The sequence below is a fragment of the Candidatus Nitrotoga sp. M5 genome, assembly GCF_927904885.1.
In the GTDB taxonomy this organism is placed as follows: domain Bacteria; phylum Pseudomonadota; class Gammaproteobacteria; order Burkholderiales; family Gallionellaceae; genus Nitrotoga.
The window spans coordinates 48412-68613 of the sequence record NZ_CAKMNW010000022.1 but is presented as its reverse complement, the minus strand read 5'-3'; the positions used below and the strand labels follow the sequence as shown (position 1 = coordinate 68613).

Here is a 20202-nt window from a genome sequence, read left to right as displayed (position 1 = left end):
GATAGTGACCTGAAAGCTTACAATGTTGGCGGCGCTGTGCGCGATGAACTGCTCGGCCTGCCCGTAAATGATCGCGATTGGGTGGTAGTGGGAAGCACGCCGGAAGACATGCTGGCGCGTGGCTATATGCCAGTGGGCAAGGATTTCCCGGTGTTCTTGCATCCCCACAATCACGAGGAATATGCGTTGGCACGCACCGAGCGTAAAACCGCGCCTGGCTATAAGGGCTTTGCCATTCATGCCGCGCCAGACGTAACGCTCGAGCAAGACTTGCTGCGTCGCGATTTCACCATCAACGCCATTGCACGCGATCAAGACGGCACGTTAATTGACCCCCATAATGGCATTGTCGACTTGCATGCTGGAATTTTACGCCATGTAAGTTCAGCGTTCAGTGAAGACCCGGTGCGGATTTTGCGCGCAGCACGCTTCGTAGCACGTTTCGGTTTCAGCATAGCGCCAGAGACATTAACGCTGATGCGTGAAATGGTGGCAAATGGTGAAGTAGATGCTCTGGTACCGGAACGTGTGTGGCAAGAGTTGGCGCGTGGCCTCATGGAAAAAGTACCATCGCGGTTTTTTTTCACCCTGCGTGATTGCGGAGCACTGGTTAAAATCCTGCCAGAAGTAGACGCATTATTCGGCGTACCACAGCCGCCTAAATATCATCCTGAAATTGATTGCGGTATACACACCATGATGGTACTGGATGATGCGGCAAAACATGACTATCAACTGGACGTGCGTTTTTCTGCGCTCACACACGACCTCGGTAAAGGAAATACGCCCACGGATATTTTACCGCGTCACATAGGCCACGAGATGCGCAGTGTCGACTTGTTGCGTTCCTTGTGCCTACGTATACGCGTATCTAATGAATGTCGTGATCTTGGCTTACTGGTAGCACGCTATCACGGTAATGTTCATCGTGCTCCCGAGCTGCGTCCTGACACCATTGTCACCCTATTGCAAAGTTGCGATGCGTGGCGCAGGCCAGAGCGCTTCACGCGCCTATTGCAGGCATGTGCTTCAGATGCACGGGGGCGAACTGGACATGAACAGGATGCTTATCCGCAAGCTGATTATCTGCAGCGAATGTTACTGGCAACGCAAACGGTGAATGCAGGTGACATAGCACAGCAGTGTGAAGATAAAAATGCTATTGCTGACAAGGTGCGTGAGGCGCGGATTATGGCAGTGGAGCAAGCAATCAAAGGTTGAGTATCCCGCTGCTCAATTTAAATTAATTAACTCAAGTTTCGGAGTTATGAAATCACGGCTGAACTTAATCGGCATTTCTAATGCTACGGATGAACAGGATGACAAGACACCACGAAATATCGGTTGATCAGCTGGCTGGAAGGACGAGCAACCCATCGAGAGGCAGACGGCACTTAGCTCGATAATGGCCATTCAAATCCATTTCCCACACATGAAGTAGTCCTTCATATAATCTTTCAATTTTTCATCGATCAAGCATTTTTTAAATTAATAGTCAGGTATTGGATATCTACATGCATCGCTGCTTCCGTTCACAACGTTTGCGTTGCTCGCCCCTCCCAGCTCCCCAATGCAACATACAGACGCAGAATGAACTGCAAGTGTGCGCCACCTCGGCAATACGACATATACAATGCTTAAAGCAATGTTTGCGCGCTTGTGAGCAATTATCTGGCACGTCCATAGGTTAATGACAAAAGCCTGACCACCAAAAATTTGACTTGAATGGTACGCATGCATGAGGACGCTGTTTAGTGTCCTACCTTCTATACTAAGTTCAGGTAACATTAGACTATAAAATAATAAATGCCATTTACCTGGCATCCAGAATTACATATGAACACCTCTGAATTTCAGAAAAAAATATTTTTAGTCCTCTTAACGATTGTTTCCATTGCATTCGGCTGGATCGTATGGCCTTTTTTTGGTGCGGTTTTTTGGGGAGCCGTCCTAGCCATAATGTTTGCGCCCCTCTATCGTCGTCTGCTCGTTGTAACGCGCGGCAGACAGAATTTAGCTGCGCTCGCCACTCTGGTGCTTTGTTTGGTTATCGTGATTCTCCCAATGGCATATATTGCCGCTTCACTAGTGAAAGAGGGTGTCACTTTTTACCACAAGGTTCAGTCGGGAGAGCTACATTTTGGCACGTATTTTCAGCAGGTAATTAATGCCTTGCCTCAATGGATAGTCGATCTACTGGATCGTTTCGGGTTTGATAACATTTCTGCACTACAGGAACAATTCTCTGGTGGCATGATGGCGGGCAGTAAATTCCTTGCAACTCAAGCTTTCACTATCGGACAAAATACGTTTGAATTCTTTGTAAGTTTTAGCATCATGCTGTATTTGTTGTTCTTTTTACTACGTGATGGTTCCAGTTTGTCCAAGCGAATCAGGCAAGCAATTCCTTTAAGCATAGATCACAAACAGTATTTGTTCAGCAAGTTCATCACGGCTCTTCGTGCGACGGTAAAAGGCAATATCGCTGTAGCAGCAATGCAAGGCGCTTTAGGAGGTTTAATCTTCTGGATTCTTGGTATTCAGGGATCACTATTGTGGGGTGTCCTGATGGCATTCCTTTCACTTGTACCTGCAATTGGTGCCGCATTGATATGGGCGCCGGTTGCAATTTACTTTCTCGTCACAGGTGAAATATGGAGCGGCGTAATCCTGATCGCATTTGGCGTGCTTGTAATCGGTATGGTAGATAACGTTTTTCGGCCTATACTTGTCGGAAAAGACACACAAATGCCAGATTATATAGTACTTATTTCCACGCTTGGCGGCATGGCTCTGTTTGGCTTGAACGGTTTCATCATTGGACCAGTGATTGCAGCAATGTTTATTGCCGCATGGGATCTTTTTTCTCTTGTCGAAAGAAATAAAGAATGAATATCATATGTTTATACATTTTAAAAATGATGAGAAATTTAGCTTCCAATTAAAAAACTCTCTTTGAGAAGCGGTAAATGGAGGGGCTATTATGAAATGGGCAGTAATCTCGCTTTATGTGATATCAATTTCTTTCGTACACCTTCGAGGCAAGGTTCGACTTCCTCTGTTTCGGCAGTTATTCGATCACTCTTCCATCGTAGCCCCGATGAACCTGTTTATGTACATGCTTTCTGGGGTTCCTTATACCGCCTATTTTTCTGTAGATAAATTCAAAGGGTTGGAATTACTGGAAGAGAATTGGGAAATTATCAGAGCTGAAGCACTCAATCTGCAAGCTTTGGAAAAAATTAAATCTGCGCAAAAAAATGATGATGCAGGTTTTAATTCTTTTTTTAAAAATGGATGGAAACGCTTTTATTTAAAATGGTATGGCGCCAGCCATCCGTCAGCTGAACAATATTGCCCCAAAACAGTTGCACTGTTGCGTGATATTCCGTGCGTGAAAGCCGCCATGTTTGCAGAATTGGGGCCAGGCGGAAAGCTCAATGAACATCGCGACCCTTTCGCGGGATCACTGCGCTATCACCTGGGCTTGGTGACGCCTAATGATGATCGCTGCTTCATAGAAGTCGATGGTCAGCGCTATAGCTGGCGGGATGGGAAGGCCGTTGTATTTGATGAAACCTATATTCATTGGGCAAAAAATGGGTGCGACACCAATCGCATTATCCTGTTTTGCGACATTGAGCGCCCAATGCGCTACCACTGGGCACAAGTGATTAACAAATGGTTAGGTAAAACTATCATGACCGCAGCAAGTTCGCCCAATGAAACCGGGGACCAAACTGGCGGTATCAACAAATTATTCCGATTTGTTTGGTTAGCTGGCCAGTACCGTCGAAAACTGAAAGCGTGGAATCGATCTGTATATTACGTAATCAAAGGAGGGTTAATTCTGGCAGTGGGAATTTTTATTATTTGGATATGATTGTTTAAATCAGAACGGTGATATCAAGCTCCATGTAAAAAAATTGGTAACATGAACTCCACTTGTTGAAAGACGCAAAATGGGAAGACTCTTAATATGTCTTTACCTTTTCGTCGTTTACATACTCCCAAATACTCCCAAAATTTTGAACCTTGGGGTAAGCTTACATACCTAATTAATAATTTAATACAAAATATACACTATGGCCCAATACGTTTTTACCATGAATCGCGTAGGCAAAGTCGTTCCGCCCAAACGCCAAATTCTCAAAAATATTTCCCTCAGTTTCTTCCCTGGTGCCAAAATCGGCCTGCTTGGACTGAATGGCTCGGGCAAATCTACTGTACTGAAAATCATGGCTGGGGTAGACAAGGATTTCGAAGGCGAAGCTACGCCAATGCCGAACTTGAATATCGGCTATCTGCCACAAGAGCCACAACTCAACCCGGAAGATACCGTGCGTGAAGCTGTTCAAGAAGGGCTGGGTGAAGTATTCAGTGCGCAAAAACAATTGGATGATGTGTATGCCGCCTATGCTGAACCCGATGCTGACTTTGATGCATTGGCCACCGAGCAGGCACGACTCGAAGCCATCATCGCTGCCAGTGACGGAAATGCAGATCAACAAATGGAAATTGCAGCCGATGCATTACGGTTGCCCGAGTGGGATGCCGTTGTCAAGAATCTCTCTGGTGGCGAGAAGCGGCGCGTGGCGCTATGCAAGCTGCTCCTGTCCAAGCCAGATATGCTGCTGCTCGATGAGCCGACCAACCATTTGGATGCTGAGTCGGTAGAATGGCTTGAGCAATTCCTTTTGCGCTTCCCTGGCACCGTAGTGGCAGTAACGCATGATCGCTACTTCCTTGATAATGCCGCTGAATGGATTTTGGAACTCGATCGCGGCCACGGCATTCCGTGGAAGGGAAACTATTCAAGTTGGTTGGATCAAAAAGGAGCCAGACTCAAGCAAGAAGAATCCTCTGAATCCGCACGTCAGAAAGCGCTGAGCAAAGAGCTGGAATGGGTGCGTCAAAATCCCAAGGGACGGCAGGCTAAATCAAAGGCGCGTATCGCCCGCTTTGAAGAATTAAATTCGCAGGAACATCAGAAGCGCAATGAGACCCAGGAAATCTTTATTCCCGTGGCCGAAAGACTGGGTAATGAAGTTATAGAGTTCAATAATGTTTCTAAAGCTTATGGCGACAGACTGCTGTTTGACAATCTAACTTTCAAAATTCCGCCTGGCGCTATCGTAGGCATTATTGGGCCAAACGGGGCGGGTAAATCGACGCTATTCCGCATGTTAACCGGGAAAGAAACACCGGATTCAGGCGAAATAAAAATTGGTTCAACAGTCAAAATCTCACATGTGGACCAATCGCGCGATTCACTTGAGAGTGATAAATCCGTGTTCGACGTTATCTCGGGCGGTAATGACATCCTCACCGTGGGCAAATTTGAGACGCCATCGCGCGCCTACATCGGCCGCTTTAACTTCAAGGGTGCTGATCAGCAAAAGCTGGTCGGCAATCTTTCAGGTGGCGAACGCGGACGCCTGCACTTGGCAAAAACACTTATCTCGGGCGGCAATGTCCTGTTGCTGGATGAACCTTCCAATGACCTCGACGTGGAAACTCTGCGTGCACTTGAAGACGCACTGCTTGAATTCGCCGGTTGTGTAATAGTTATCTCGCATGATCGCTGGTTTTTGGATCGTATCGCTACGCATATACTCGCCTTTGAAGGCGACTCGCAGGTCACATTTTTCGATGGCAACTATCAGGAGTATGAAGCAGATAAAAGGAAACGCTTGGGCGAGGAAGGTGCGAAGCCTAAACGAATTCGATATAAACCGATTAGTCGATAAGTTTTATTGGCTAACAGTCTGTCGGATTTAAAAAATCGCAGCGTAATTTAGCTGAATGAGGGCTGAGTCTGCGAGCTTTCACTTTTCGGCGAAATGCCTGCTTACCTCACTTGACGATTTTGCAGAGTAATAGTTGTCATATTGCTCTGCGAAAATTTCTCGCAGTACTTTTTTTGTGCTAAAAATGCTTAGCGCAGCTCAAACGTCGCTACAAAATTCCGGTCATTTCTGTCGTCATGTGTCTCTAGCACGAACCATCTTCGTAGTTTCTGACTTACTTGCCTCTGCACTATCTCAAAGTAGTAAATATAAAAACTTGCAGAAAATTATTTTTATAATTAATATATGGATATCCGTATATACATATAACAATATTGATTGCCAATGAGTATTAGCGCTGTCCAGTTATTTAAGTGTTTATCTGATGAAACACGTTTGAATTCAACCCTGTTAATTCATCTAGAAGGTGAAGCTTGTGTTTGTGAGTTGGTTGAGGCGCTGGGCGAGAGTCAGCCCAAGATTTCTCGTCATCTATCGCAACTACGTAATTGTGAAATTTTGACGGACCGCCGCAAAGGTCAGTGGGTATTTTACTCCCTTCATCCTGATTTCCCTGAGTGGGCAATCAACATATTAAAGGATGCCTGCATCGCTCACAAAAAAGAAATCAAGGGTTTGAGGACAAGACTAAATGCTCTGAAAGATCGACCAAATCGCTGCTAACTTGTTGTAGGGAACACTTTGAAAATTTTATTTATTTGCACTCATAACCGCTGCAGGAGCATCTTGAGCGAAGCGATTACAAACCATTTATCGCAAGGAAATTTGAAGGCTTACAGCGCTGGGAGCCAACCCGTAGGCGAAGTACACCCTTTATCAATCAAGTATCTCCAGGCAAGGGGGATTTCAACGCAAGGGCTTAAAAGCCAGTCTTGGGATGAGTTTGAATCTATTAACCCCGATGTCGTGGTTACCGTCTGCGACAGTGCCGCAAATGAGTCGTGCCCTGTATGGTTTGGGCAATGCATTAAGATTCACTGGGGGCTGCCTGATCCATCAAAATTAGAGGGAACCGAAGACGAAATTCGAAATGCCTTCTTCGCCGTGATGGATACGATTGAAGTGCGAACTAAAAAGATTTTGGCTGTGGACTTCGAACACATGAATAAAGCAGATCTGAAACGCACGCTTATCAGCATTTCAGAGGAGTAATTGATATGGGCGTATTTGAGCGTTATCTGTCGGTGTGGGTGGGGTTGTGTATCGTTGTCGGAATTGCTCTGGGTAATGTAGTGCCGGCACTGTTTGAGTTTATTGCAGGGTTAGAGTATGCACATGTTAATTTGCCTGTGGCTGTTCTAATCTGGGTCATGATTTACCCCATGATGGTTCAGGTCGACTTTACGTCAATTAAAGATGTGGGTAAAAATCCTAAGGGATTATTGCTTACCATCGTTATCAATTGGTTCATTAAGCCCTTTACAATGGCAGCTCTAGGATGGTTGTTTTTCCGAATTATCTTCGTAGATCTGGTCGACCCTCAGACAGCAACAGAATATATTGCGGGCATGATTCTACTGGGGGTTGCACCTTGTACTGCAATGGTTTTTGTGTGGAGCCAGCTCACTAAAGGTGATCCTAACTACACATTAATTCAAGTCTCAGTAAACGATGTCATTATGATCTTTGCCTTTGCACCGATCACCGCTTTTTTGTTGGGTGTAAGTGATGTAACTGTGCCTTGGGATACGTTGGTCTTATCCGTTATTCTTTATGTATTAATTCCGCTGCTAGCTGGCATTTTTACACGCAAGATGCTGGATTATTCGGGAAACCTTGAGCGATTGAATGATTTTCTGAATACATTAAAACCGGTCTCTGTCACGGGACTACTAGCCACCGTTGTTTTACTGTTTGGTTTCCAAGCGCAAACTATTTTGGAAAACCCGCTGGCGATCGTACTTATAGCGATTCCTCTACTGTTGCAATCATATGGAATTTTTATGCTCGCCTACCTATCGGCCAGGGCTATTAAGTTACCGCATAACATTGCTGCACCTGCTAGCATGATTGGCACCTCAAATTTTTTTGAACTGGCTGTAGCGGTTGCTATTTCATTGTTCGGGCTTCAATCTGGAGCGGCATTGGCGACTGTTGTAGGTGTGCTTGTTGAAGTGCCGGTGATGCTTTCTTTGGTAGCATTCTCAAACCGGACTCGACATTGGTTCAAGGGCGCCTCTAAAAATTCAATGTTTTAGGTAATACAAGGCGCGAGTAAAAAATTGAACGCAGCATATAATTGATATGTAAGTGATAATTTTTTTCGAGTAACGCGGTATTGTGACGAAACGGGGAAGGCAGGCAAGCCGCAAAGCGGCTGCTCGCAAAATTGAATTTTTGTACCCCATTTTCCCAATGACTGGATGGGCGTCAGGTGATTCAAAGCACGCTGCGGGAATGTAATATAACAAGTGTTGTCACACCTAAGTCGCTGAGATCTCCAAAAGCCTGCGGCTTTCTCCGGCCTCAAATACAAACGTTAGCCTTTAAGAAAATTATGAGCCATAGCCATAACCATCAACATAATGTAAAAAATTATAATCGAGCATTTGCTATCGGGGTATTTCTCAATGTAGTTTACGTATTGATAGAAGCTGGCTATGGATTCGCTATTAATTCATTGGCCTTGATTGCTGATGCTGGTCACAACTTAAGTGATGTTGCAAGTTTATTGCTTGCTTGGGGTGCCAGCATACTTTCTCAAAAAGCTGCAACAGAAAAACATACTTATGGGTATAGAAAGGCTACTGTTTTAGCATCGCTTTTCAGCGGAATTCTGCTCCTTGTTGTTACTGGTGGAATTGCATGGGAGGCAATCAATCGAATTTTCGAACCACGACCGATTGAAGGGATGACAATTATTGTAGTCGCTGGAATTGGAGTTGTAATTAATACATTAACCGCGCTTCTTTTTCTTAAAGATAAAGACCATGATTTGAATATCCGAGGAGCTTTTCTGCATATGGCTGCAGATGCGGGAATATCATTGGCTGTTGTACTGGCTGGGATATTAATTCTGTATGGTGAATGGCTGTGGGCAGATCCTGTAATTAGCTTATTTATTGCGGTTATTATATTGTTTGCAACATGGGGATTATTAAGAGAATCAATTAATTATAGCCTGGATGCCGTACCACAACATATTGATAAAAAAGGAATAATAAAATATTTAACAAGCTTTACCCATGTCAATGCTATTCATGATCTGCATATATGGCCATTAAGTACAACAGAGGTTGCTTTAACTGTTCATCTAATAGTAGATGTAAATCACATTGACAATAATTTTTTGTCCAATGTTCAGCATCACCTGCATGATTCATTTCAGATAGAACACTCTACAATTCAGGTTGAGACATCAGAAGATAACAACTATTGTATGCTTCAAGGTGGTTCAAAACCAAAATTGGCTAACGAATAAGGGGCGCCTCTAAAGATTCAAGTTGGCGAGCCGCCGCTTCGCAGCTTGTCTTGCTTACACCGTTGCTATGCAAGACAAGCTGCAAGAAATAATTGAACGCAGCATATATCTGATATGTAGGTGATTTTTTCGAGTAACACGGTCTTGTGACGAAGATTGAATTTTTAGTCGTGCCCTTAACTTCCCCGTTCCTTCCCAAGCGCATCCCCCACTACGGCTTGCTCGGCCCCTCACACAAAGCCGCCATAAAGTCTCTCTGCTTTTTATAGCGCCGTCTCTGCAATCGTGTGTTTGCACCAACCGAGGATGCGCTTTCCCATATGGCAGGAACGGCATTAGCTCATATCACTTGTTGCGTCATTCAGGCAGCAATGTATGCAAAAAGTTTGCGCTAGAGCATCCGGTTATTCCTCACCCACTAGCGTACTCCCCGATCCTGCAGTTGACGCCCCGCCTCAAAACCTTACAATCCCTTAGGTTCCGCTCTCCGTAAGGTTCAGTTCAACAAAGTTTACCTGCCGCCGACATGGGACACTGGTTAAACGCGTTTGGGCGGGGCGGCAGATAAACGCTATTCGTTAGATCTTGGAGTACGTATTATGAGCGCTGAAAACCCTGCCTCTGAGACCGCGAAGGCCGTTCAGGAGGTCGCCAAGAGCACTGGCAAGGCAATTGATGCGGGCGAAAAATTCGGCAGTTTCATATCCAGGTTCGTTGCAGGTTCTATTGAACAAGGCATGGGTATCTTCGAGGACAAGCTCAAGTACATGCGGTGGGAGCGGCAAGTCAGACTCATGCAGCGTGCGGAGCAGCTCCAGCTTGAAGCAGGCCTGAACCGGCTCACACGCGCAATTCCGCTGAAACTGGCTGTTCCACTGCTTGAGGCCGCATCTATCGAGGATGACGACAACCTTCAAGACCTTTGGGCTCGTCTACTTGTTAACGCTGCTAACGACCACAGCCACACGACTTTAAAACGTGCATACATTTCTGTTCTTGAGCAAATAACGCCATTGGAGGCAGCAATACTTCTAAAGATATATACTCTCCCATACGACCAGACGCGACACGGCGGTGTTGTGGTTGGCAAGTTACCCGATGAGGTCGCAATTGGAAAAGATGGCGAGACTGACGTTTTGGCTGAGCCCGAAGAGGAAGTGAGGCTCGCCCTTGCTAATCTTGCTAGACTCGGTTGTATCGTCATTGGGAAATCATGGGGAGGTGGCGAGATTTTTAAAAAAGTGAATCCAACGCTGCTTGGAAAGAGCTTTGTCGAAGCTTGCACGCTACAAGTGGCATGAACGAATCTAACGAGCAACAATAATTGGGGTCAGAGTAGAATGCCACTAAGTTAAGCATATTTAGCAAGGTCAGACTATTGTAAAACCCACGCCAATGCTGGCTTAACTTATTGTTTTAGCTATGCTTAAGCCCCTTAACTTAGTGGCATTCTACTCTGACCCCAATTATTCCTTTCCCCTTTATTTGTATTTTTTTTAGCGCCTATTAGACTTATTCACTCAACCAGCTGTATCTGAAAGAAAATCTCATGACCCTATTGTTGTTACTACATATTTTAAGCGTCGTCGTCTGGGTGGGCGGCATGTTCTTTGCCTACATGGCACTGCGCCCAGTAGCCGCAATCGTGCTAGAGCCGCCACAGCGGCTGACGCTGTGGGCGGGTGTGTTCGGCAAATTTTTTCCTTGGGTGTGGGCCTCGGTGACGACGATATTGCTGACCGGTCTGACCCTGTTAATAAAGATGGACGGGATGCCACACTACGCTCTCGCCATGCTGGTGCTGGGCGTGGTAATGATGCTGATTTTCGCGCACGTATATTTCTCGCCCTACAAAAAACTCAAGCGCGCGGTCGGCGAACAGGACTGGCAATCCAGCGCCAGCGCGCTTGCGCAAATCCGCAAGTCGATCGGCGTCAACCTTAGTCTTGGGCTGCTGACGATTGCGGTGGTGTTCATCGGACGCGGCTTGAACTAATATTACTCTAACCCGAATTTTTTACAGGATGTCTGTCAGCTCAGGTGTGAGTTAAAACAATTTGTGCTTTGGCGTACTCAAAAATTAACAGCCATGTCAACACAATTAACTGAAAAATGCTTAACTTTAAAAGACAGTATCTACCGCACTTAACAGCCGAATCAATATGATTATTTGAACTAATAATTGACAATAAAGACGGCATCTATGTGTCTCTGGTAGAGTGAGTTATTCAAAGTTTCCTTAAAACATTTATTGTCAGCTAGAATAACAAGAGCAAGCTTACAGATTCCACTTTCAATGATCATTTATAGCTTGCTCAGGCACTAAAGAACAAACTGCAACGCTATTTTTGTACCCGTAAGTAATTTATCAAAGTAGTTCTTTACGCGCAGCCATTTGTTCACCAAGCTGAATTAAATCTAGCTTCATTTTTTGAACCAATGGGAAGATTTCTTCTTCTTCCTCCTTTACGTGGTGTTCTATTTGTTCTGACAATACCATTACCCGTGCGTCAAATAGCTCTTCTTCGGGAGACATGGACTGAATTTGTGAAATAAGCTCTTTTGCACTTTCGTGCTCAACAACTGCTTCATCAATCATGTCTTGAGCTTTTTTTGATCCTTTCCGGACTGCTGGATAAAAGATTTCCTCTTCTATGATAGTGTGTTTAAAAAGATCTGCACAAATTGACTCGGCCAGCTTCTTTTTGGAAGCGTAAGCTTTGCTTCCTAGTGACTCAAATTTTTTGAAATCGGCTTTCACTTGAGAATGATCATTCTTTAATAGTTCGATTGCATTTTCGCTTGATTTTTTTAACATTTTTAACTTTCTCAAAAAAATAATGAATAAAAATTTTAACGAGGATAGTACTTGTAGTCTGTGCGATAACTAACATGCATCAATATCAATAATATTGGGGCAGAGTAGAATGCCACTAAGTTAAGCAACTTCAGCATTTATAAAACAACAACTTAAGACAGTATTGGCGTGGTTTTTTCAATAGTCTAACCTTGCTTAAAAAGCTTTACTGAGTGGCATTCGGCACTGACTCCTTTTTTCATTGCCATCAGCTCTGCCACCTTTGTCGGTAGCTTTTTCGGCCTTTACCCGACCAAAAAAGCATCCCGCATGAACCCCATTGATGCTCTTCTTTAAGAATAAAGCGTAAACTGTTTCAAAATCAGGCTGAGTTTTTCCATGCGCGTGCCGTTTCTCGCCTGATAAAAACAGCCATGGGAGTAAACAATATGATGATGCTTAAAAACTGCAGACTCTTAATAAGATTTTCTTTGATGTGTTTTTTTAGTTTCACACTGCTCAGCTGTGCAACGATGGACCCAAATTATGAGCAACCCACGGTAACTCTGAAATCATTTCGTGCACTGCCCTCTGAAGGCATAATCCCCAGCTTTGAAATTCGCCTGAACATCCTCAATCCCAATGCCGCTTCATTTCAACTCGAGGGCATCGTCTACACGATATCTATCCAGGGCCATGAAGTTGTCAAGGGTGTCGGCAAGGATTTTCCAGTGATTGAGGGTTACTCGGAAGAAACCATCAAGCTCACCGCTGCGGCCAATCTTTTTGCCGGGGCTCGTCTGGTTATGAACATGATGGACTCTCCCAGTGAAGTCCTTGAGTACGAATTTGAGGCCAAACTCGATACCGGTGGTTTTGGTCGCTCAACTCGAATCAAAGAAAAGGGTGTATTTCGTTTAGATGGTAAAAATAGCATTCCAGATAGCAAAACACACTAATCAGAAGAGGTACCTGATCAAAAATCTGGTTGGGTCAGCCCTTACACTGGACATAAATTCAATATTGCCTTAATTTTTGACCAGCTTAATTTCATACTGGATGTACAGATGGCAAGGCCGTTAAAAATTGAGTTTCTTGGAGCGCTCTATAGCATCCATGAGTGGCGGTAGAGCAACGGCTGGATACGATGAGAGCGATGTTTGTTTAACCACTGAATGGTGGCTCACCAGATTTGCCAAAACAAAAGTCATCGCACTGCAACGCTATCGTGATTATGTAAATAACATGCAATGTAAGCTTAACCCCGAGCAATCGCTTAAAGACATACCTAAAAAAGCAAAAACAGGCACCCGTAAATCCATTCAGCTATTTTGCTGAGCGATATAAAACCCGCGATCAAAGCCTGTCCCAGGCGTATTGGAGTGTGCACAATACGCTCGCCCAAGTGGGTGAATATTTTAGTGTGAGTTATGCCACCGTGAGCAGATCAGTGACAAAAGCGGAAAACAGGATGGATAATGTCAAATGTAAGGCATGACCACGTTGTTTTGTTGTCGTTGTTTTCTTGATCCCGTATCTGATACAAAATGATACGTATGCACTCGCCTCCTAACATGTTTCGTAGACAACAACGTGGAATTATTCGCACTTTTTATTAAGACTATCGCCATCCTTTTCTCCGGTGTCTTCGGCTTACTCGGGGCGGTTAACAGTTTCCGTGATGACAGCGGTAAGATCACCACAATTGGGGCTGTTTCCATTTTTGGCATTGTCATATCAATATTTCTTGCGCTTGTAGCACAGGGTTTTGAGCATACCCAGAAAATGAAGGCTGATGAGATCTCAAGAAATGAATCAGAACTGTTGCAGCAAAAATTGGATGATGCCAAGAACGAGCTGCAAGCTGTGACGGCTGAGCTGGAAAACACAGGTGAAACGATCGATATAGCTAATCTCAAGATCGATAATCTTAAGGAAAAAATAGGTAAGCCTGTTATACCCATCAGAGACATCTTATTCTATGGCTATTACATCGTTAACCTGGACACACCGAAGTTGAGTATATATTCTGAATTTTTAGATTCGAAGTTATCCAGGTTCAGGTCCTCTCAGAATGGTTATAACCTATGTAAAAAAGATGATAGCTATGATTTTTATATAGATAATAATCCACATAATGATAGCGAGAATAAGAGTATCGCCAATAATGATATACGAGTGCTTTTGGAGACTTTATGGATAACCACTACCCGAGTGAGTCTTGCTTTCTATCGAGAGTATAACGAAGACCGGATATTTTTACCTTTTGCAGGTGGTGGGACAGGCCCTGATGAAAAAATAAAATTCAACCCGGATTTAAGGGTGCCGACAACTATCGAGTCGAAAACTTGTTTTCTGTATTTTCCGCACTCGAAAAAAATTCTGATCGGTCTTAAGGGCAGGTCAATTGATAATAAAATCATACACTACACCGGCAAGATAACGTCTACGGCGGAGTTACCACTTTCAACGATGTTTTTCAGTTTTTCGAGGCATTTTTTTCACAATATTGATAATTCAATGAGTAGATCTGAGGAAATATATAATTTGCTCAAGAAACAATCACAAATCGGTCATATGTATATTCAGATTGGTAGTTATTCATTTAAGCTTTTTGATAAAAATTTAGGTAATAAACTCACAAAATATCAAGATAACTCATGGAAATATACATTTCCACAGGATATCTATAGTTTAAGTACAACGTCAGTATCTGGAGAACTTGCCACTGAAGCTTATGTTGATATGATTAGCGCTCAGTCAGATATCCGAAAATAATTATCACTTACCTATCAAACATATGCTGTGTTCAACTTTTACTCGTATCTTGTCTGGCAACGGGGTAAGAAGGCAAGCTGTGAAGCGGCTTTTTGCAAAATTGAATTATTAGAGCGGCCCTTTAGAATCAGTTTTTTGAGTCTCTATGTCTGGCAGGCTGTTAGAATGAGAGAAACCCAACTAGCCTTTATTGTGATGTCGATTTTTAAGCCCTAAGGGCTGTTATTCGGCTGTAATTTTGAACCACTTGAAACTTAAATTGAGGAGAACCAGATGGAACATACTTTACCTGCACTACCTTACGCGATGGACGCACTAGCACCGCATATTTCCAAGGAAACTCTGGAATATCACTATGGCAAACATCATCAAACCTATGTGACTAATCTCAACAACTTGATTAAAGGCACCGAATTTGAGGACGCCACATTGGAAGAGATCATTAAAAAAGCCAGTGGCGGAATTTTCAACAATGCCGCGCAGGTTTGGAACCATACCTTTTACTGGAATGGCATGAAGCCTAACGGTGGTGGCGCACCGACTGGAGCGTTGGCGGACAGTATCAACAGAAACTGGGGCAGTTTCGAAGATTTTAAAAAAGCATTTTCTGCTTCTTGCTTGGGAAATTTTGGCTCTGGCTGGACATGGCTGGTGAAAAAGGCTGATGGGTCGTTGGACATCGTTAACACTAGCAATGCCGCCACACCTTTATCCGGTGCTGACAAGCCATTATTAACTTGTGACGTGTGGGAACACGCCTACTATGTTGATTATCGCAATGCACGAGCCAAGTATGTCGAAAGTTTCTGGAGTTTGGTTAACTGGGATTTTGTAGCGAAAAACTGCTAGTCATTATAAAATTTGGTCGAAATAAAAAATCCCGGGACTCGCCGGGATTTTTTATTTTCAGAAAGGTTATTGCTCTGTGGGAACCTGCTCTAGCCCTTTAACCGTGACTCCTCGCCTGATACCATGTTGGGTAAACCAGCCAAGATTCATTTCCAGCGCATACAAAGCATCTCCTTGGGCGCGATGCGTATCCAGGGTATATGGCTGCATTTCATCAATATTGAGAATGTGACCATCAGGCGCGATGAAGGCGATGCTTAACGGTAGTGGCGTATTCTTCATCCAGAAGCTATATTGGTCAGCTTTTTCAAAGACAAATAACATGCCACAATCAGCACAAAGGAGACTGCGCTGCATAAGGCCGTGATTACGGCTCTGAGGGGTATTGGCAACTTCGGCATGTATGCTGTACTTGCCAATCTCTAGCGAAACATCTTCGCTCCAGGCGGGTTGCAAGAAAAAAAAGAATAATAACGATAGCGCGATAAAATATCTCATATTGGTATCATCAATCTATAAGACCGGTTTAGCAGATATTACACTCGGTTTTGTATTATGGAATTGAGCAGCCATATGTTACATAAGACGATTATTTATACCACATTTCGACCGATAAGTTGCTACTTATCCGGTTTTTTTAGTTTTTTTCTGCTATTTTTGCCTACCCATCTTTATGCCTTACAAATCACATTAAACGTGGCAGATGTTACTGCAGCGAACTTTTCAGCACGCGGAATTAAAGTGGTTTTGGCGCATGGGGGTTCAGCAGAACTTAGCATAGCCGAAATGCATATGGCGGAAAAATCATGGCGCAAGGTACACATGCGCTGTGCAGAATTTTTACTGAATTCAGATCACGTCGCATGCCGTAAAGGAAGGATGGATGCGATTCCAGACATGCCAATCACATTTAGTTATGCATTTGCCTCGCAAAAATTGAATTTACGGCTTGCCGGTAAAGCTAATGAGTTGTGGCAAGTAAGCGCTGATTTACGCGCACAGCCGTGGCGTGCCACTGCATTGTTACGCAATGCGCAAGGCACGCGCCTAAATAGCTTTCTTCCACCCGATGGGCCATTACCTTCACAAGGCGTCCTCAATGGCACCTTGGAGGTGCGGGGCGATAAAGCGGGAATAAGCCAAATTAATGCGGATATGCATTTGACTGATTTAGCTGCTGCAGATGAGAGTGGTTTGCATGCCGCTGAAAAATTGGCGGGCAAGGTGCATGTTAATGCCACTCGCACAGGCCAAAAATGGAATTGGCGAGGCGCAGTCGATTGGCAGAGTGGTGAAATTTTCTGGCAACCGTTGTATTTGCGAGGCGGACACACGCTTCAGGCTTCTGGCCAGTGGGACGGGTCAAAACTGAAAGTAACACAGGCTGTGGTTAATCTGCCGAAGGTAGGCAAGGTAGAGCTGAACGCACTTTGGGATATTAAGAAGCGAAATTTATTAGAAGCTCGTTTGATTGGAAAGAATCTTTCACTGGCTAATGGCTTTGCTGATTACGCTAAACCATTTCTGGCACAAAATGCTTTGTCAGCGACAAAGCTGAAAGGACTTGCTGATGTTGACTGGCAATACCGCAATGGCACCACTCAATCATTATTGCTTAAGCTCCGCGATGTAGCAGTAGTAGATGGTGAAAAACGATTTGCACTGCATGGTATTAATGCGGATATTCCGTGGCACGCCAAACTGAAGAGAGTAGCGCATGTGAGTTTTGCTGACGGTGAATTGATGGGATTATCGCTGGGCGCAACGCAATGGCAAATACTGATGCGTGGGAAGAGTTTCATTCTGACAACCGCCACACTGCCCATACTAGACGGCAAGTTAGAAGTGAGCGATTTTCACATGCGCAACAAGAATGACATGTGGCAGTGGAATTTTTCCAGCACACTGACATCGATTTCCATGCAGCAGCTCAGTGCTGCACTAAAATGGCCGGAGATGCACGGCTCACTGTCAGGCTCTATCCCGAAGGTAAGTTATCAAAACAGCTTGCTCAAGGTGGATGGCACCTTACTGTTTCGAGTGTTCGATGGCACGGTGCTGGCAAATCACTTGGAGCTGTTTGACCCCTTCGGTCGTGCACCCCGCCTGTCAGGTAATTTGGACATGCGCAACCTAGATCTTGATCTGCTCACACGCACATTTTCCTTCGGCAATATCCAAGGGCGTATTGATTTGGGTGTGAAAGATCTTGAGCTGGTGCGTTGGCGTCCGGTGCGCTTTGATGCCAAGCTGGCAAGCAGCCCCGGGAAATATCGCAAGCGGATCAGTCAAAAGGCGGTAGAAAATATTTCATCGCTTGGTGGAACAGGTGGGGTTGCTGCCTTGCAGCGCAGTTTTCTGAGAATTTTTAAGAGTTTTGGCTATGACCGCATCGGGTTAAGTTGTACGCTACGCAATGACATATGTACTATGGCAGGGGCAGAAGACAAGGGCGATGCCTTTACGATTGTAAAAGGTGGCGGTATTCCCGCCATCACTGTGATGGGCTACAATCGTAGAGTAGACTGGAGTGAGTTATTGACCCGCTTAAAGAGGGTTTTGCAGGACAATCAAGCATTGATCCAATAAAGGAGGCAATATGAAAAAAATTTGGATCGTACCACCTTTGGCAGGCATGGCTCTCAGCGCCTGCGTCACCATCAATATTTACTTTCCTGCCGCAGAAGCGGAAAAAGCAGCGGACAAGATAATTGGAGATATTTGGCAAACCGAAACATCTGTTACGGCCCCCAAATCTTCTAATCCTCCGCCAGTTACACCTGAAATAAAAAAGGAGAAAGCAATATGAATAACGTAACTAAATTTTGTTTTATGCTGTTCATACTGTGCGTTTCTTCGGCTGCATCGGCACAGGTAAACATCGAAATTAATACGCCTGGCGTTGTTGCGTTGAAGCAATCAATGCAGACGCGTCATGCACAGTTGGCAGAGCACTATGCTAGCGGCGCGGTTGGACTAACTTCTGATGGTCTGGTTGCCTTGCGCGATGCCAATGCAGTTCCCCTGGCCTCCCGTCAGAAGGTAAATGGGCTGATTGCAGCGGAGAATCAGGATCGTAAAGCATTGTATGCCGAGATCGCGCGCGCAAACGCACACCCAGAGTGGGAAGGTGATATCCGCAATACATTCGCACAACGCTGGATACAGCACGCCCAAGCCGGTTGGTGGATACATAGAGGCGGCACTTGGTCACAAAAATAACTGTACAGAACCCACGAAACTGATAGCCCCATCACTCACTAGCCGGTGAACAGATGGGAAAACTATTGGCCTCATAAATACTCGCCGACTTTATAATTCCAGAAGCGTTTTTTTATGCTTAAATTTCTCTTAACTTTACGATTCCAACAGTGTTGATGACTCCTGTTCTTGTTTTTGATATCGAAACTATTCCCGACGTTGCCGGGCTCCGTACCCTGTATGAACTTGATGAACAGGTGAGCGATGAGGATGTGGCGGAGATGGCCTTTCAGATGCGTCGCCAGAAGACAGGTGGTGATTTCTTGCAACATCATCTACATCGCGTAGTGGCCATTTCATGCGCGATGCGTGAAGGCGACCATTTTCGTGTTTGGTCGCTGGGTGGACTGGAAGATGACGAGAGCGCCCTCATTCAACGTTTCTTTGACGGCGTCGATAAATATTCCCCGCAATTAATATCATGGAACGGTAGTGGCTTCGACCTGCCGGTGTTGCATTATCGTGGCCTGATTCACGGTGTTCAATGTGCTCGCTACTGGGATATGGGAGGGGATGACAAGGATTTCAAATGGAATAACTACATCAGCCGTTATCATTCTCGTCATCTTGATTTAATGGATTTGCTAGCATTGTATACAGGCCGGGCTAATGCCCCGCTGGACGATCTGGCCAAGTTAATCGGTTTTCCCGGCAAACTGGGCATGGACGGCAGCAAGGTATGGGAGACTTACCAGCAGGGCAAACTGAATGAAATTCGCAATTACTGTGAGACTGATGTTGTCAACACTTATTTGGTATATGCACGCTTTCAGTTGATGCGCGGTCAATTCACACATGCTCGTTACGAGCAAGAATGTGAATTGGTGCGCACTACCTTAAGCAAATCTCCCGAATCTCACTGGATGGAATATCTCGATGCTTGGCCAAAGTCATAACCATGTACAAGCTTCGTCGAATCTGGCTTGCACTGGGGGCAGTATGGGTTGCCATGACCCTGTATCTTTCTCTCACACCCGATCCTCCGGAACCGATGCATTTTTTAAATGCTGACAAGCTGGTGCACGCACTGACATACAGTTTCCTGATGTTATGGTTCTGTCAGATCTACCAGCTTCGGTCGTCACGTATACTTATAGCGGGTCTGCTGGTCGTCTTGGGTGTCGGCATAGAGTATTTGCAGCGCATGACCGCTTACCGAGTATTTGATTATGCTGACATGCTGGCAAATAGTGCTGGTGTGTTATTGAGCTTGTTCCTTGTAAGTTCAGGCTTAGGGCGGATTGGTGTCATGCTGGAAACTAAAATTTTTAAAACTGCAGAGTAAG

General features: G+C 44.7%; 21 protein-coding genes. 19 read left to right on the top strand and 2 right to left on the bottom strand.

The features are described from left to right. The first annotated feature begins 9 nt into the window (after positions 1–9). The 10 genes from MJ770_RS06360 (at position 10) to MJ770_RS06315 (ending at position 11227) form a co-directional block, all read left to right on the top strand. Positions 10–1221 (top strand): multifunctional CCA addition/repair protein, encoded by a 1212-nt coding sequence (locus tag MJ770_RS06360; RefSeq protein WP_239250793.1) that lies wholly within the window; start codon positions 10–12, stop codon positions 1219–1221. A 585-nt stretch (positions 1222–1806) separates the two neighbouring features. Then, positions 1807–2892 (top strand): AI-2E family transporter, encoded by a 1086-nt coding sequence (locus MJ770_RS06355; RefSeq protein ID WP_320412220.1) that lies wholly within the window; start codon positions 1807–1809, stop codon positions 2890–2892. A 91-nt stretch (positions 2893–2983) separates the two neighbouring features. Further along, on the top strand, positions 2984–3883 hold the full coding sequence (gene lpxO / locus MJ770_RS06350) for a lipid A hydroxylase LpxO (protein WP_239250769.1): 900 nt from the start codon (positions 2984–2986) through the stop codon (positions 3881–3883). 202 nt (positions 3884–4085) lie between these two features. After that, a complete protein-coding gene (gene ettA, locus MJ770_RS06345) occupies positions 4086–5750 on the top strand; it encodes an energy-dependent translational throttle protein EttA (protein ID WP_239250768.1) in 1665 nt (554 codons plus the stop codon). A gap of 384 nt (positions 5751–6134) precedes the next feature. Next, positions 6135–6473 carry a metalloregulator ArsR/SmtB family transcription factor gene (locus MJ770_RS06340; RefSeq protein WP_239250767.1) on the top strand — a complete coding sequence of 113 codons (339 nt, stop codon included), beginning with the start codon at positions 6135–6137 and terminating at the stop codon, positions 6471–6473. 18 nt (positions 6474–6491) lie between these two features. Then, a complete protein-coding gene (locus tag MJ770_RS06335) occupies positions 6492–6962 on the top strand; it encodes an arsenate reductase ArsC (RefSeq protein ID WP_256448804.1) in 471 nt (156 codons plus the stop codon). A 5-nt stretch (positions 6963–6967) separates the two neighbouring features. After that, positions 6968–8008, top strand: a complete 1041-nt coding sequence (gene arsB / locus MJ770_RS06330) for an ACR3 family arsenite efflux transporter (RefSeq protein ID WP_239250765.1) — start codon at positions 6968–6970, stop codon at positions 8006–8008. Between the two features lie 299 nt (positions 8009–8307). Continuing rightward, positions 8308–9231, top strand: a complete 924-nt coding sequence (locus MJ770_RS06325) for a cation diffusion facilitator family transporter (RefSeq protein ID WP_239250764.1) — start codon at positions 8308–8310, stop codon at positions 9229–9231. Positions 9232–9830: 599 nt separating this feature from the next. After that, a complete protein-coding gene (locus tag MJ770_RS06320; RefSeq protein ID WP_239250763.1) occupies positions 9831–10532 on the top strand; it encodes an Abi-alpha family protein in 702 nt (233 codons plus the stop codon). A gap of 248 nt (positions 10533–10780) precedes the next feature. Continuing rightward, positions 10781–11227 (top strand): CopD family protein, encoded by a 447-nt coding sequence (locus MJ770_RS06315; protein WP_239250762.1) that lies wholly within the window; start codon positions 10781–10783, stop codon positions 11225–11227. Positions 11228–11599: 372 nt separating this feature from the next. On the opposite strand, the gene MJ770_RS06310 is transcribed toward MJ770_RS06315, so the two are convergent. Next, the gene (locus MJ770_RS06310) at positions 11600–12049 is read right to left on the bottom strand and encodes a hemerythrin domain-containing protein (RefSeq protein ID WP_239250761.1); all 450 of its coding nucleotides are present in this window, start codon (positions 12047–12049) and stop codon (positions 11600–11602) included. Between the two features lie 512 nt (positions 12050–12561). Here MJ770_RS06310 and MJ770_RS06305 point away from each other — a divergent pair. The 4 genes from MJ770_RS06305 (at position 12562) to MJ770_RS06290 (ending at position 15655) form a co-directional block, all read left to right on the top strand. After that, positions 12562–12987: an LEA type 2 family protein gene (locus MJ770_RS06305; protein WP_239250760.1), complete on the top strand. Its 426-nt coding sequence runs from the start codon at positions 12562–12564 to the stop codon at positions 12985–12987. 157 nt (positions 12988–13144) lie between these two features. After that, positions 13145–13366: a hypothetical protein gene (locus MJ770_RS06300; RefSeq protein WP_239250759.1), complete on the top strand. Its 222-nt coding sequence runs from the start codon at positions 13145–13147 to the stop codon at positions 13364–13366. A 255-nt stretch (positions 13367–13621) separates the two neighbouring features. Beyond that, positions 13622–14806: a hypothetical protein gene (locus MJ770_RS06295; protein WP_239250758.1), complete on the top strand. Its 1185-nt coding sequence runs from the start codon at positions 13622–13624 to the stop codon at positions 14804–14806. A gap of 273 nt (positions 14807–15079) precedes the next feature. Continuing rightward, a complete protein-coding gene (locus tag MJ770_RS06290; RefSeq protein ID WP_239250757.1) occupies positions 15080–15655 on the top strand; it encodes a superoxide dismutase in 576 nt (191 codons plus the stop codon). A 66-nt stretch (positions 15656–15721) separates the two neighbouring features. Here the strand turns inward: MJ770_RS06290 and MJ770_RS06285 are convergent, their stop codons facing one another. Then, the gene (locus MJ770_RS06285; RefSeq protein WP_239250756.1) at positions 15722–16153 is read right to left on the bottom strand and encodes a DUF192 domain-containing protein; all 432 of its coding nucleotides are present in this window, start codon (positions 16151–16153) and stop codon (positions 15722–15724) included. 75 nt (positions 16154–16228) lie between these two features. Between MJ770_RS06285 and MJ770_RS06280 the strand changes: the two genes are divergently transcribed. From MJ770_RS06280 to MJ770_RS06260, 5 genes are all read left to right on the top strand, one after another. Further along, positions 16229–18244: a hypothetical protein gene (locus MJ770_RS06280; protein WP_239250755.1), complete on the top strand. Its 2016-nt coding sequence runs from the start codon at positions 16229–16231 to the stop codon at positions 18242–18244. A gap of 10 nt (positions 18245–18254) precedes the next feature. Then, on the top strand, positions 18255–18464 hold the full coding sequence (locus MJ770_RS06275; RefSeq protein WP_239250754.1) for a hypothetical protein: 210 nt from the start codon (positions 18255–18257) through the stop codon (positions 18462–18464). Beyond that, positions 18461–18877 carry a YdbL family protein gene (locus tag MJ770_RS06270; RefSeq protein ID WP_445083130.1) on the top strand — a complete coding sequence of 139 codons (417 nt, stop codon included), beginning with the start codon at positions 18461–18463 and terminating at the stop codon, positions 18875–18877. Before MJ770_RS06275 ends, MJ770_RS06270 begins: the two co-directional genes overlap by 4 nt. A gap of 155 nt (positions 18878–19032) precedes the next feature. Further along, a complete protein-coding gene (locus tag MJ770_RS06265) occupies positions 19033–19812 on the top strand; it encodes a 3'-5' exonuclease (protein WP_239250753.1) in 780 nt (259 codons plus the stop codon). After that, positions 19797–20201 carry a VanZ family protein gene (locus tag MJ770_RS06260; RefSeq protein WP_239250752.1) on the top strand — a complete coding sequence of 135 codons (405 nt, stop codon included), beginning with the start codon at positions 19797–19799 and terminating at the stop codon, positions 20199–20201. Before MJ770_RS06265 ends, MJ770_RS06260 begins: the two co-directional genes overlap by 16 nt. Position 20202 lies beyond the last annotated feature (1 nt).

Bases quoted from the DNA above. Each gene is read 5' to 3' on its own strand.
- MJ770_RS06275 (WP_239250754.1), top strand. From the start codon at position 18,255: ATGAAAAAAATTTGGATCGTACCACCTTTGGCAGGCATGGCTCTCAGC.
- MJ770_RS06270 (WP_445083130.1), top strand. From the start codon at position 18,461: ATGAATAACGTAACTAAATTTTGTTTTATGCTGTTCATACTGTGCGTT.
- arsB (WP_239250765.1), top strand. From the start codon at position 6,968: ATGGGCGTATTTGAGCGTTATCTGTCGGTGTGGGTGGGGTTGTGTATC.
- MJ770_RS06325 (WP_239250764.1), top strand. From the start codon at position 8,308: ATGAGCCATAGCCATAACCATCAACATAATGTAAAAAATTATAATCGA.
- MJ770_RS06355 (WP_320412220.1), top strand. From the start codon at position 1,807: ATGCCATTTACCTGGCATCCAGAATTACATATGAACACCTCTGAATTT.
- MJ770_RS06290 (WP_239250757.1), top strand. From the start codon at position 15,080: ATGGAACATACTTTACCTGCACTACCTTACGCGATGGACGCACTAGCA.
- lpxO (WP_239250769.1), top strand. From the start codon at position 2,984: ATGAAATGGGCAGTAATCTCGCTTTATGTGATATCAATTTCTTTCGTA.
- MJ770_RS06300 (WP_239250759.1), top strand. From the start codon at position 13,145: ATGAGTGGCGGTAGAGCAACGGCTGGATACGATGAGAGCGATGTTTGT.
- MJ770_RS06305 (WP_239250760.1), top strand. From the start codon at position 12,562: ATGGACCCAAATTATGAGCAACCCACGGTAACTCTGAAATCATTTCGT.
- MJ770_RS06340 (WP_239250767.1), top strand. From the start codon at position 6,135: ATGAGTATTAGCGCTGTCCAGTTATTTAAGTGTTTATCTGATGAAACA.
- MJ770_RS06265 (WP_239250753.1), top strand. From the start codon at position 19,033: ATGACTCCTGTTCTTGTTTTTGATATCGAAACTATTCCCGACGTTGCC.
- MJ770_RS06320 (WP_239250763.1), top strand. From the start codon at position 9,831: ATGAGCGCTGAAAACCCTGCCTCTGAGACCGCGAAGGCCGTTCAGGAG.
- MJ770_RS06280 (WP_239250755.1), top strand. From the start codon at position 16,229: ATGTTACATAAGACGATTATTTATACCACATTTCGACCGATAAGTTGC.
- MJ770_RS06285 (WP_239250756.1), bottom strand. From the start codon at position 16,153: ATGAGATATTTTATCGCGCTATCGTTATTATTCTTTTTTTTCTTGCAA.
- MJ770_RS06310 (WP_239250761.1), bottom strand. From the start codon at position 12,049: ATGTTAAAAAAATCAAGCGAAAATGCAATCGAACTATTAAAGAATGAT.
- ettA (WP_239250768.1), top strand. From the start codon at position 4,086: ATGGCCCAATACGTTTTTACCATGAATCGCGTAGGCAAAGTCGTTCCG.
- MJ770_RS06315 (WP_239250762.1), top strand. From the start codon at position 10,781: ATGACCCTATTGTTGTTACTACATATTTTAAGCGTCGTCGTCTGGGTG.